This is a genomic window from Leclercia sp. W6 (assembly GCF_003336345.1).
GTDB lineage: Bacteria > Pseudomonadota > Gammaproteobacteria > Enterobacterales > Enterobacteriaceae > Enterobacter.
This window is the reverse complement of record NZ_CP031104.1, coordinates 2,918,338-2,930,935: the sequence shown is the minus strand read 5'-3', so window position 1 is coordinate 2,930,935 and position 12,598 is coordinate 2,918,338. Positions and strand designations below refer to the sequence as shown.

Annotated in this window: 9 protein-coding genes; 7 read left to right on the top strand and 2 right to left on the bottom strand. The window is 53.8% G+C overall.

Going from position 1 to position 12,598, the window contains the following annotated elements; translation table 11 throughout:
* The first annotated feature begins 154 nt into the window (after positions 1-154).
* Entirely contained in the window at positions 155-976 is an 822-nt protein-coding gene (gene dapB, locus DVA43_RS14285; RefSeq protein WP_114315917.1) for a 4-hydroxy-tetrahydrodipicolinate reductase, read from the top strand.
* A 147-nt stretch (positions 977-1,123) separates the two neighbouring features.
* On the opposite strand, the gene DVA43_RS24550 is transcribed toward dapB, so the two are convergent.
* Positions 1,124-1,366, bottom strand: a complete 243-nt coding sequence (locus DVA43_RS24550) for a hypothetical protein (protein ID WP_147271032.1) — start codon at positions 1,364-1,366, stop codon at positions 1,124-1,126.
* Positions 1,367-1,431: 65 nt separating this feature from the next.
* Between DVA43_RS24550 and carA the strand changes: the two genes are divergently transcribed.
* From carA to DVA43_RS14270, 3 genes are all read left to right on the top strand, one after another.
* Positions 1,432-2,580, top strand: a complete 1,149-nt coding sequence (gene carA, locus DVA43_RS14280; RefSeq protein ID WP_114315916.1) for a glutamine-hydrolyzing carbamoyl-phosphate synthase small subunit — start codon at positions 1,432-1,434, stop codon at positions 2,578-2,580.
* A gap of 18 nt (positions 2,581-2,598) precedes the next feature.
* On the top strand, positions 2,599-5,823 hold the full coding sequence (carB, locus tag DVA43_RS14275; protein WP_114315915.1) for a carbamoyl-phosphate synthase large subunit: 3,225 nt from the start codon (positions 2,599-2,601) through the stop codon (positions 5,821-5,823).
* 188 nt (positions 5,824-6,011) lie between these two features.
* Positions 6,012-6,245, top strand: a complete 234-nt coding sequence (locus DVA43_RS14270) for a YgdI/YgdR family lipoprotein (protein WP_103178229.1) — start codon at positions 6,012-6,014, stop codon at positions 6,243-6,245.
* A 51-nt stretch (positions 6,246-6,296) separates the two neighbouring features.
* Here DVA43_RS14270 and DVA43_RS14265 read toward each other — a convergent pair whose 3' ends face one another.
* Positions 6,297-9,209, bottom strand: coding sequence for an autotransporter outer membrane beta-barrel domain-containing protein (locus DVA43_RS14265; RefSeq protein ID WP_114315914.1), 2,913 nt, complete (start codon positions 9,207-9,209; stop codon positions 6,297-6,299).
* A 381-nt stretch (positions 9,210-9,590) separates the two neighbouring features.
* Between DVA43_RS14265 and kefF the strand changes: the two genes are divergently transcribed.
* The 3 genes from kefF (at position 9,591) to folA (ending at position 12,573) form a co-directional block, all read left to right on the top strand.
* Positions 9,591-10,121: a glutathione-regulated potassium-efflux system oxidoreductase KefF gene (gene kefF / locus DVA43_RS14260; RefSeq protein ID WP_103823215.1), complete on the top strand. Its 531-nt coding sequence runs from the start codon at positions 9,591-9,593 to the stop codon at positions 10,119-10,121.
* Positions 10,114-11,979: a glutathione-regulated potassium-efflux system protein KefC gene (gene kefC, locus DVA43_RS14255; protein ID WP_103823216.1), complete on the top strand. Its 1,866-nt coding sequence runs from the start codon at positions 10,114-10,116 to the stop codon at positions 11,977-11,979. The genes kefF and kefC overlap by 8 nt, the downstream gene beginning before the upstream one ends.
* A 114-nt stretch (positions 11,980-12,093) precedes the next feature.
* Positions 12,094-12,573 (top strand): type 3 dihydrofolate reductase, encoded by a 480-nt coding sequence (gene folA, locus DVA43_RS14245; protein ID WP_103178233.1) that lies wholly within the window; start codon positions 12,094-12,096, stop codon positions 12,571-12,573.
* Positions 12,574-12,598: the final 25 nt, after the last annotated feature.

The following is a 12,598-nucleotide window of genomic DNA, read 5'->3' as shown; positions in this document are numbered from 1 at the left end:
GAATCGTGCGGTTTTCGCTGACACCTATGTTTTTTACTGATATCTGACCCGTTTTATCATTAAATTCTAATTATCGGCGTTTTCAGATGGCGGCAATCTTGCTGGCTGGTTACTCTGGAAGCGATTTACATCATTTTAACGTAAGAGAATAACTATGCATGATGCACAGGTCCGTGTCGCAATTGCGGGCGCGGGTGGCCGTATGGGCCGTCAGTTAATTCAGGCTACGCTGCAGATGGACGGCGTTGCGCTTGGCGCCGCGCTGGAGCGCGAAGGCTCTTCTTTATTAGGCGCGGATGCCGGTGAGCTGGCAGGCGTGGCTAAAACGGGCGTCACCGTGCAGAGCAGCCTTGATGCAGTAAAAGATGACTTTGACGTGTTTATCGATTTTACGCGCCCGGAAGGCACGCTGCATCACCTGTCGTTTTGCCGCCAGCATGGCAAGGGAATGGTGATCGGCACCACCGGTTTTGACGACGCGGGCAAACAGGCGATTCAGGATGCGGCGAAAGTCATCCCCGTCGTATTTGCGGCTAACTTCAGCGTGGGCGTGAACGTGATGCTCAAGCTGCTGGAGAAAGCGGCGAAGGTGATGGGTGACTATACCGATATCGAGATCGTTGAAGCTCACCACCGCTACAAAGTGGACGCACCGTCAGGTACGGCCCTGGCGATGGGCGAGGCGATTGCCCAGGCGATGGATAAGGATCTGAAAGCGTGTGCCGTCTACACCCGCGAAGGTCATACTGGCGAACGCGTCCCGGGCACCATTGGTTTTGCCACGGTGCGTGCCGGTGACATTGTAGGCGAACATACCGCGATGTTTGCCGATATTGGTGAGCGCGTTGAAATCACCCATAAGGCTTCCAGTCGTATGACTTTTGCAAATGGGGCTGTTCGTTCTGCTATCTGGTTGAAAGGCAAAAAAGATGGTCTTTTTGACATGCGAGATGTGCTCGATCTTAACAATTTATAATCATAGTTACCCTTCGTGATGTGGTTATTGCAGTCGTAATTAGTTGATTGCAGAGGGCAATATTTTATTGCCCTTTAATTTTAAGATTTTGAGCGTCATTTCTAATTCAAACCTCTATAACTCTTCTTTTTACCCTCTATTTTTGTTTCATTCTTGTGAATTTTGACCAAATGGTCCACTTTTTTGGACCGCAACGGCAGTTCTAACAATAAAATAGGTTCGCAAGCGTTTTCCCAAGTGATTTAGTTGATCTTTTTGCCCGTTAACAACTCTCTTTCCCACCAGTGGCATAAAAACGAAAGACAAAACCCACTTTTTAAGTTGACTTTCCCCTGCTAAATCTCCAGAATGCCGCCGTTTGCCGAAAATCCACTGGCAGCAGATTTGCATTGATTTGAACCTTGGTTATGAATTAATATGCAAATAAAGTGAGTGAATATTCTCTGGAGGGTGTTTTGATTAAGTCAGCGCTATTGGTTCTGGAAGACGGAACCCAGTTTATCGGTCGGGCCATTGGGGCAACAGGTTCGGCGGTTGGGGAAGTCGTTTTCAATACTTCAATGACCGGTTATCAAGAAATCCTCACTGATCCTTCCTATTCCCGCCAAATCGTCACTTTAACTTATCCCCATATTGGTAATGTCGGCTCTAACGCCGCTGATGAAGAGTCCTCCCAGGTACATGCACAAGGTCTGATCATTCGTGACCTGCCGCTGATTGCCAGCAACTACCGCAATACCGAAGACCTCTCTTCCTACCTGAAACGCCATAACATCGTGGCGATTGCCGATATCGATACCCGTAAGCTGACGCGCCTGCTGCGTGAAAAAGGTGCCCAGAACGGTTGCATCATCGCTGGCGACAATCTGGATGCGGCTCTGGCGCAGGAAAAAGCCAAAGCCTTCCCGAGTCTGAACGGTATGGATCTGGCAAAAGAAGTGACCACCGCTGAGTCCTACAGCTGGACGCAGGGGAGCTGGACGCTGGCTGGCGAACTGCCGGAAGCGAAAAAAGAGGAAGAGCTGCCGTTCCACGTGGTGGCCTACGACTACGGCGCCAAGCGCAACATCCTGCGTATGCTGGTGGATCGCGGCTGCCGCCTGACCGTTGTGCCGGCCAAAACCCCGGCAGACGAAGTACTGAAGATGAACCCGGACGGGATCTTCCTCTCTAACGGCCCGGGTGACCCGGCACCGTGCGATTACGCTATCGACGCGATTAAAACTTTCCTTGAAACCGACATTCCGGTATTCGGCATCTGCCTCGGCCATCAGCTGCTGGCGCTGGCGAGCGGTGCGAAAACCGTGAAGATGAAGTTCGGTCACCACGGTGGTAACCACCCGGTGAAAGATATCGACAACAACACGGTAATGATTACCGCACAGAACCACGGTTTTGCCGTCGATGAAGCCTCCATGCCTGCCAACCTGCGCGTCACGCACAAGTCGCTGTTTGATGGCACTCTGCAGGGCATTCATCGTACCGACAAACCGGCGTTCAGCTTCCAGGGACACCCGGAGGCAAGCCCAGGCCCGCACGATGCCGCGCCGCTGTTCGATCACTTCATCGAACTTATCGAGCAATACCGTAAGACCGCTAAATAATCAGGAGCCGAGAAGACCATGCCAAAACGTACAGACATAAAAAGCATCCTGATCCTTGGCGCTGGCCCGATTGTTATCGGCCAGGCCTGTGAATTTGACTACTCTGGCGCCCAGGCGTGTAAAGCCCTGCGTGAAGAGGGTTATCGCGTTATCCTGGTGAACTCCAACCCGGCCACCATCATGACCGACCCGGAAATGGCCGATGCGACCTACATCGAGCCGATTCACTGGGAAGTGGTACGCAAAATCATCGAAAAAGAGCGCCCGGATGCGGTACTGCCAACCATGGGCGGCCAGACGGCGCTGAACTGTGCGCTGGAGCTGGAGCGTCAGGGCGTGCTGGCTGAGTTCGGCGTGACCATGATTGGCGCCACCGCTGACGCGATTGATAAAGCGGAAGACCGCCGTCGCTTCGACGTGGCAATGAAAAAAATCGGCCTCGACACCGCGCGTTCCGGTATTGCGCACAATATGGAAGAGGCGCTGGCGGTTGCCGCTGACGTGGGTTATCCGTGCATCATCCGTCCTTCCTTCACCATGGGCGGCACCGGCGGCGGTATCGCTTACAACCGTGAAGAGTTCGAAGAAATTTGCGCCCGTGGTCTGGATCTTTCTCCAACCAACGAGCTGCTGATTGATGAATCACTGATCGGCTGGAAAGAGTACGAGATGGAAGTGGTGCGTGATAAAAACGACAACTGCATCATCGTCTGCTCCATCGAAAACTTCGATGCCATGGGCATCCACACCGGTGACTCCATCACCGTGGCACCTGCCCAGACCCTGACCGACAAAGAGTACCAAATCATGCGTAACGCCTCGATGGCGGCACTGCGTGAGATTGGCGTCGAAACCGGCGGCTCTAACGTGCAGTTCTCGGTTAACCCGAAGAACGGTCGTCTGATTGTTATTGAGATGAACCCGCGCGTGTCCCGCTCCTCGGCGCTGGCATCGAAAGCCACCGGCTTCCCGATTGCTAAAGTGGCGGCGAAACTGGCGGTGGGTTACACCCTCGACGAGCTGATGAACGACATCACCGGCGGGCGTACTCCGGCCTCGTTCGAACCGTCTATCGACTACGTTGTGACCAAAATTCCTCGCTTCAACTTCGAGAAATTTGCCGGTGCGAACGACCGTCTGACCACCCAGATGAAATCTGTCGGCGAAGTGATGGCCATTGGCCGCACCCAGCAGGAATCCCTGCAGAAAGCGTTGCGTGGCCTGGAAGTGGGCGCGACCGGTTTCGACCCGAAAGTGAGCCTGGATGACCCGGAAGCGCTGACCAAAATCCGTCGCGAGCTGAAAGACGCGGGCGCCGAGCGTATCTGGTATATCGCCGACGCTTTCCGTGCGGGCATGTCCGTCGATGGCGTCTTCAACCTGACCAACATCGACCGTTGGTTCCTGGTGCAGATTGAAGAGCTGGTGCGTCTGGAAGAGAAGGTGGCAGAGCTGGGCATCAACGGCCTCGACGCTGACTTCCTGCGCATGCTCAAGCGTAAGGGCTTTGCTGATGCGCGCCTGGCTAAACTGGCGGGCGTACGCGAAGCGGAGATCCGCAAGCTGCGTGACCAGTACGACCTGCACCCGGTCTACAAGCGCGTGGATACCTGTGCGGCAGAGTTTGCGACCGATACCGCCTACATGTACTCCACCTATGAAGACGAGTGCGAAGCGAACCCGTCTGTTGGCCGCGACAAAATTATGGTGCTGGGCGGCGGTCCAAACCGTATCGGTCAGGGCATCGAGTTCGACTACTGCTGCGTACATGCCTCCCTGGCGCTGCGCGAAGACGGTTACGAGACCATCATGGTCAACTGTAACCCGGAAACCGTCTCGACCGACTACGACACCTCTGACCGCCTCTACTTCGAGCCGGTAACGCTGGAAGATGTGCTGGAAATCGTGCGTATCGAGAAGCCAAAAGGCGTTATCGTGCAGTACGGCGGCCAGACTCCGCTGAAGCTGGCCCGTGCGCTGGAAGCGGCAGGTGTACCGGTTATCGGTACCAGCCCGGATGCGATTGACCGTGCAGAAGACCGCGAACGTTTCCAGCACGCCGTTGACCGTCTGAAACTGAAACAGCCGGCTAACGCCACCGTCACCACCATTGAGCAGGCGGTTGAGAAGGCCAAAGAGATCACCTACCCGCTGGTGGTGCGTCCCTCCTACGTGCTGGGTGGCCGCGCAATGGAAATCGTCTACGACGAAGCCGACCTGCGCCGTTACTTCCAGACGGCGGTCAGCGTCTCTAACGATGCGCCAGTCCTGCTGGACCGCTTCCTGGACGATGCGGTCGAAGTGGACGTTGATGCCATCTGCGACGGCGAAAGGGTGCTAATTGGCGGCATCATGGAGCACATCGAGCAGGCGGGCGTGCACTCCGGCGACTCCGCATGTTCTCTGCCAGCCTATACGCTGAGCAAAGAGATTCAGGACGTGATGCGCGAGCAGGTGCAGAAACTGGCCTTCGAGCTGCAGGTGCGCGGTCTGATGAACGTGCAGTTTGCGGTGAAAGACAACGAAGTCTACCTGATTGAAGTCAACCCACGTGCGGCACGTACCGTCCCGTTCGTCTCCAAAGCCACCGGCATCCCGCTGGCGAAAGTGGCGGCGCGCGTGATGGCTGGCCAGACGCTGGCGCAGCAGGGCGTAACCAAAGAGATTATCCCGCCGTACTACTCGGTGAAAGAGGTAGTGCTGCCGTTCAACAAGTTCCCGGGCGTTGACCCGCTGTTAGGGCCAGAGATGCGCTCAACCGGTGAAGTCATGGGCGTGGGCCGTACCTTCGCGGAAGCGTTCGCCAAGGCGCAGTTGGGCAGCAACTCCACCATGAAAAAACAGGGTCGCGCGCTGCTCTCCGTGCGCGAAGGCGACAAAGAGCGCGTGGTGGACCTGGCGGCCAAGCTGCTGAAGTATGGCTTTGAGCTGGATGCGACCCACGGCACCGCGATTGTGCTGGGTGAAGCGGGCATCAACCCGCGTCTGGTGAACAAGGTGCATGAAGGTCGTCCGCACATTCAGGACCGTATCAAGAATGGCGAATATACCTACATCATCAACACCACCGAAGGGCGTCAGGCGATTGAAGACTCCAAGCTGATTCGCCGCAGCGCGCTGCAGTACAAAGTGCATTACGACACTACCCTGAACGGCGGTTTTGCGACAGCGATGGCGCTGAACGCGGATGCCACCGAGAAGGTTATTTCTGTGCAAGAGATGCACGCGCAGATTAGCAAGTAACAAGCCTGTTATCGTAGGCCCGGTAAGCGAAAGCGACGCCGGGCAAACGGCGGGTGGCGCTTCGCTTACCCGCCCTACGATGGTTGTATCCCTCTTCAGAACCTTCTGCTTTCTCATCTCCCATCAGACAGTTAGCCTAAAATTATCAGGTCGATAATTAAATCCAACTGAAAAGCAGGGAGAACACCATGCGCAAGAATCTTTTACTGACTTCAATTTTTACTGCCGCAGCACTGTTCACCGTTGCAGGTTGTTCGTCTAACCAGGCGGTGAAAACTACTGACGGTAAAACCATCGTCACCGACGGAAAACCGCAGGTAGATGACGATACTGGAATGATGTCTATTGATAATGCCGAAACCGGTCAGACGGAACAGATTAACCGCGATCAGGTGAAATCCATGGGTGAGCTGGATAACTGATAAAAAAATGCAGTGGCCTGCGCCACTGCATCGGTTGTTGCGGTAACAGGATTACCAGCGGTGATTTAACAGGATATGACCGCCATAGGCGTCGTAGCTGTTTTCACCCCATTCGCCGCTGGCACGCAGTGAAATCAGAGTGGTTTCGTTCAGCTTGCCTGTTACGCCCAGCTCCAGCTGCGCCCGATCGTCCGGCGTATCGTTGCTGAACGCTTCGCCGTTGAAAGCGATGTCGTTCTGTCCGGTGCCTTTCAGCCAGTTGACCGCGACGTAAGGCTGCCACGCCTGCACATCTTTCTGGTCAAAGTAGCTGGATTTCACCCCTACGCGGCCAAGTACGCCGTCATTATCAAGGGTGGAGATCCGTACGCCATCGGCATCCTTATGATTTTCCTGGTCCAGATAGCTATAAATAGCCTGGATTTGCGGCTCGATTTTCCAGGTTCTTTCGTTCTCAGAGGCAACCACCCAGGCATGGCCCATTTCGATTGACGCGGCGAAACCGTTGCTGTCATAGGATTCGCTGCTGCGCTTATCGCCATTCACCGTATTGTGATACCAGCTAAACGCGGTCCAGGTATCGATATAGTTGCCTGTGCGTAATGCCGGATCTTCCTGCCATGTAGCGTACAGCCCGACGCTCACACCATCGACTTTACCCTGCGCGCTACGGGAGTTGTAGCGTGCTGTGGAGTCGGTTTTCGCCTGACCTGCACCGAACATCATCCCGGCGTGCAGCACCCCTTGATCCATCTGCTTACTGATAAAATCACTACCGACCTGCATAACGAGCTCGGTCGTGTCGTAGTTCACTTTGCCGCCAGCGATATCGTTATCGTGATAACGGCCTTTGACATACATCCAGGTATTCAGATCCTCGCCATTGCGCAGGGTCAGCTGATCGCGGTCGTCACGTTTATGCAGGAACATATTCTGAGCGGCAAGATAGTTACCCAGGTAAGCACCGACTTCCGGCGCCATCACCTCTGGAACGTCAGGCGTATTATCCCCGCCATTATTGTTGTTGCCGCCGTTGTTGCCGTTGTCGCCATTGCCGCCGTTATCGCCGTTGCCGCCATTGCCGCCGTTGCCGCCGTTGTCGCCGTTATCGCCGTTATCGCCGCCGTTGTCATTGTTGTCGTCTCCACCGTCCTGGTTGTCGTCAGAAGGTGGGGTTTTGGATTCCAGATACCAGTTGCCATCACTCTTCTGGTTCAGGTTATATTCCCAGGCGCCTACAACGGCAGGTTTAGCTAAGGTAAATGCCGCCTCGGAATTGCCTCCCACGCTGATAATCTCGATCCCGTTAACGGTTTGCGCGCCGAGGCCACCAATGTTGCTGAGTTGAATGCCGGATGTGCCGGCGCTGTTGCCGGTGATAGTCAGGTGATCGGTACTTGAACTGTCATCACCGAGGATGCTATTCATTACGAGCTTGCTGCCGCTCACGCCGGTGTAATCGCCGTTGATGGTGAAGTTATTACCCACGTAGTTGTTGAGGCCGCTAATTTGCAGCGAGCCGCTGTTGGTAACGTTGCCGTTGATTGTGTTAGCCGTCAGGGAAGTGGTCGCATTGTTACCGGCTACGGCATTCCATGAGGCCAGCACGCCGCCGCTCAGGATATCGATATTGTTATTAACAATGCCTGCGCTGGCGAAAGTTGCGCCGTCGTCAACGGTAATGGTGGCCGTGTTGCCTGCATTGCCCAAGGTTGCGCCCTCGGCCACCAGCGTGGTGCCGCTGCTCAGTAGCGTATTGCCGGTGTAGCTGTTGTTGCCGGTCAGGGTCAGGATGTTAGCATCGGTTTTGATGACGCTGCCTGTGCCGGTAATATCAGAAGCGAAGGTAGAATCGGAGCCCTGATTAAAGGTGAACGTGCCGTTATTGGTTATAGCCCCGGTCAATGAGCCGGTATTCGTGCCATCACCCAATTGCAGTGTAGCGTCGTTGGCAATAAGGGTATTTCCGGCGCTATTTTTTACATCGCCTGCCAGCGTCAGTTTACCCGTGTTGACCTTAATCGAGTCATCTGAACCGATCACATCGACATTGCCAGTCAGGGTCCAGTCAGTGCCGTCCATGGTTAGCGAAGCAAAGCCGTCATCTTCGTTCAGGCCGCGGAAGTTGCTGTCTTCCGAACCCTGGCCAATTAATATTAAAGTATTTGTTTTGGAATTTGTTGAGATGACATCGCCGTCCAGCTCAGATCCGGTATCCAGAGTCAGCATGTTGCTCTGGTTACTCTGAAATGTGATAGCGCTTTCTGAACCTTTTATCAGACCAGCATTACCGATCTTAAATCTGTGCTCACCGGTCACGAGGATGCCATGTTCGGCACCTTCAATCGTCCCATTATTAGTAAGGGTGCTTTTACCTGCCGTATTAAGCTCTATACCATTTCCGGTGCTGCCTTTTAAAATGCCAGCATTTGTTATTGCGATACCTGCATCTGCAAAGATCGCTGTTTTGCCTTCTATAGTGCCTGTCGAAGTATTATTGATGCCAAAGCTGTCTGAATCTACCAGAACCTGAATGCCTTTCTCTGCGCCAATAATTTTCCCTGCGTTATTTATTTCGCCATTCATGCTGTTGACGGTAATTCCGTTGGCAGCAGTAGATTCGATCAGGGCATTTTGTTGGTTAGCCAATTCAAAGTCTTGATTGGCTGTTGTGACATACATTCCGTCGCCCACACCAGTCACATTTCCGCCATTTATGACACCGTCGATCAGGTTTCCACTGATAGTAACAGTGGGCGTGGCAGTGTTATTGGTAATGCTGATACCCTCAGGGATAATGTATGTATTATCTGATGAAAAAATCTGTGCGGTATCTGTTGAATCCTTAACTATGATTTCTGCGGAAACTATCAACGGAGTGAATGCGATTAACGCTGATAAGGATGGAAAAAGACTTTTTAATGATTTTGTCGTCTTATTTAATTGAGGGGTTTTGCTTTTCATTGCCACATCCATTTTGTGATAAAAGGATGTCTAATTTAATAAGGGGGTAATTTCTTGTAAATACTTGTTTTATAAGGATAATCATATTACTTAAAATTGAAATTATTGATTCTAAAACCATTTGTGTATATCAATTCATATTAAATGATGAATTAATTTAAAATTAATTGCTCAGTATTTTTTATTTTTACTGCCTTATTGATCTGTATTTTAAATATTATAATTTCAAATTATTTATTTGATGCAAAGTATAGCCTTCATCCTGGCACGGTTTGCCAATCCTTGCTGTTAAGCCTGGCGGCGGGACTGAGCCCTTCAAACGCCTCGCTTTCCTGACTACACTGTCAGTCACAACAAGAAAGCAGTTTGCCCAGGTTAATCATGATACTCATTATTTACGCCCATCCTTATCCACATCATTCGCATGCGAATAAGCGAATGCTTGAACAAATAAAGACGCTGGAGGGTGTAGAGATCCGCTCGCTCTATCAACTCTATCCTGACTTTAATATTGATATCGCTGCAGAGCAGGAGGCTATCTCCAGGGCCGATCTCATCGTCTGGCAGCATCCGATGCAGTGGTACAGCACACCTCCGTTGTTGAAACTGTGGATCGATAAAGTCTTCTCGCACGGCTGGGCGTACGGTCATAACGGCAGAGCGCTCAAGGGTAAAAGCCTGCTGTGGGCGGTGACCACCGGTGGCGGCGAAAGACATTTTGATATCGGTTCCTTCCCCGGTTTTGAGGTGCTGGCGCAGCCGCTGCAGGCGACAGCGCTCTATTGTGGGCTCAACTGGCTTCCCCCATTTGCTATGCACTGCACCTTCGTTTGTGACGACGAAACCCTTCAGGCGCAGGCGCGCCACTATAAACAACGTTTACTCGACTGGCAGGAGGCGCACCATGGATAGCCATACGCTGATTCAGGCGCTGATCTATTTGGGCGCCGCGGCGCTGATTGTGCCGGTTGCGGTACGTCTGGGGCTGGGGTCGGTGCTGGGCTATCTGATTGCCGGCTGCGTCATTGGCCCGTGGGGATTCCGGCTGGTCACCGATGCCGAGTCGATTCTGCACTTTGCGGAAATTGGCGTGGTGCTGATGCTGTTTGTGATTGGACTGGAGCTGGATCCGCGTCGCCTGTGGAAATTGCGCGCCTCGGTATTTGGCGGCGGGGCATTGCAGATGCTGGCCTGCGGTCTGCTATTGGGCGGGTTCTGCATCCTGCTGGGCATGGACTGGAAAGTGGCGGAGCTGATCGGCATGACGCTGGCGCTCTCATCCACGGCGATCGCCATGCAGGCCATGAATGAACGCAACCTGACGGTTTCCCAGATGGGACGCAGCGCCTTCTCGGTGCTGCTGTTTCAGGATATCGCTGCCATTCCGTTGGTGGCGATGATCCCGCTGCTGGCCGCTTCCGGAGCGTCAACTACCTTGGGCGCCTTTGCTCTTTCGGCCTTGAAAGTGGTCGGAGCGCTGGCGCTGGTGGTGCTGCTTGGGCGTTACGTCAGTCGACCGTTGCTGCGTTTTGTTGCCCGCTCCGGCCTGCGCGAAGTCTTCAGCGCCGTAGCCCTGTTTCTGGTTTTCGGCTTTGGTCTGATGCTGGAAGAGGCCGGGCTCTCTATGGCGATGGGGGCGTTTCTGGCGGGTGTGCTGCTGGCGAGCTCCGAGTACCGCCACGCCCTGGAAAGCGATATCGAGCCCTTTAAGGGGCTGCTGCTGGGGCTGTTCTTTATTGGTGTGGGGATGTCCGTTGATTTCGGGACGTTAGTCACCCATCCGCTGCGCATCGCGATCCTGCTGGTGGGCTTCCTGGCCATTAAAATGCTCATGCTCTGGCTGGTGGCTCGCCCGCTGAAGGTTCCCGCGAAACAGCGGCGCTGGTTTGCAGTGCTGCTGGGGCAGGGGAGTGAGTTTGCGTTTGTGGTGTTTGGCGCGGCAAACATGGCGAACGTGCTTGATCCCGAATGGGCGAAGGCGCTTACGCTGGCTGTGGCGCTGTCAATGGCGGTGACTCCGTTGCTGCTGGTGGTGTTGACCCGTCTCGACGCTGCCAACAGTGGTCAACAGCACGAGGCTGATGAAATTGATGAAGAGCAACCGCGGGTCATTATCGCCGGGTTTGGTCGCTTCGGTCAGATCGCGGGCCGTTTGTTGCTCTCCAGTGGGGTAAAAATGGTCATCCTCGATCACGATCCCGATCATATTGAAACCTTGCGTAAGTTTGATATGAAGGTCTTTTACGGCGATGCCACCCGCGTGGATTTGCTGGAATCCGCCGGGGCGCACAAGGCCGAAGTGTTGATCAACGCGATAGACGATCCGAAGAACAGCCTGCAGCTGGTTGAGCTGGCGAAGACCCATTTCCCGCATCTAAAAATCATCTCCCGCGCACGCGATATCGATCACTACATCAAGCTGCGTCAGACGGGTGTCGATGCCCCGGAGCGTGAAACCTTTGAAGGGGCGCTCAAATCCGGACGGCTGGCGCTGGAGAGTCTCGGGCTCGGGGCATATGAAGCCCGGGAGCGGGCCGATCTGTTCCGTCGCTTTAATATTGAGATGCTGGAGGAGATGGCTGAAATGGCGGAAAACGATGCCACATCACGCGCGGCGGTCGTTAAACGCACCAGCGCCATGCTGACCGAGATCATCAATGAAGATCGTAATCACCTCTCGCTGACTCAGCGTCATGGCTGGCAGGGAACGGAAGAGGGTAAGCATACCGGTGATCCGCAGGATGAGCCGGAGAGTAAACCTGTGGCGTGAAGAGGGGTTGCCAGCAAATATAAAAAATTTCCTGTTCTTTACTCTGCCGCCAGTCGACGAAAGATTAAGCTTTCCGTATAGTGGCGGCAATTTTTTGCATCCGGGAAATAATCAATGATCAGTCTGATTGCGGCGCTTGCGGTAGATCGCGTGATTGGTATGGAAAATGCCATGCCGTGGAATCTGCCTGCCGATCTCGCGTGGTTTAAACGTACAACGTTGAACAAGCCGGTAGTAATGGGTCGCCTGACCTGGGAGTCAATCGGGCGCCCGTTGCCGGGCCGTAAAAACATCGTAATAAGCAGCCAGCCCGGCACGGACGATCGTGTTGAGTGGGTTAAATCCATTGACGAAGCCATTGCTGCCTGCGGCGATGCTGAAGAGATTATGGTGATTGGCGGGGGTCGTATCTATGAGCAATTCCTGCCGAAAGCGCAGAAATTATATCTGACCCACATTGATGCTGAAGTGGAAGGGGATACCCATTTCCCGGACTACGATCCTGACGAGTGGGAATCGGTGTTCAGCGAATTCCACGATGCGGATGCGCAAAACTCCCATAGCTACTGCTTCGAGATCCTTGAACGCCGCTAATGTGGTTACTGCACCTTTCCCGCCG

What these genes read in the sequence shown, in the direction of transcription:
- DVA43_RS14265 (WP_114315914.1), bottom strand. Translation starts at nt 9,209, where the DNA reads ATGAAAAGCAAAACCCCTCAATTAAATAAGACGACAAAATCATTAAAA.
- DVA43_RS14270 (WP_103178229.1), top strand. Translation starts at nt 6,012, where the DNA reads ATGCGCAAGAATCTTTTACTGACTTCAATTTTTACTGCCGCAGCACTG.
- carB (WP_114315915.1), top strand. Translation starts at nt 2,599, where the DNA reads ATGCCAAAACGTACAGACATAAAAAGCATCCTGATCCTTGGCGCTGGC.
- kefC (WP_103823216.1), top strand. Translation starts at nt 10,114, where the DNA reads ATGGATAGCCATACGCTGATTCAGGCGCTGATCTATTTGGGCGCCGCG.
- kefF (WP_103823215.1), top strand. Translation starts at nt 9,591, where the DNA reads ATGATACTCATTATTTACGCCCATCCTTATCCACATCATTCGCATGCG.
- DVA43_RS24550 (WP_147271032.1), bottom strand. Translation starts at nt 1,366, where the DNA reads ATGCAAATCTGCTGCCAGTGGATTTTCGGCAAACGGCGGCATTCTGGA.
- folA (WP_103178233.1), top strand. Translation starts at nt 12,094, where the DNA reads ATGATCAGTCTGATTGCGGCGCTTGCGGTAGATCGCGTGATTGGTATG.
- dapB (WP_114315917.1), top strand. Translation starts at nt 155, where the DNA reads ATGCATGATGCACAGGTCCGTGTCGCAATTGCGGGCGCGGGTGGCCGT.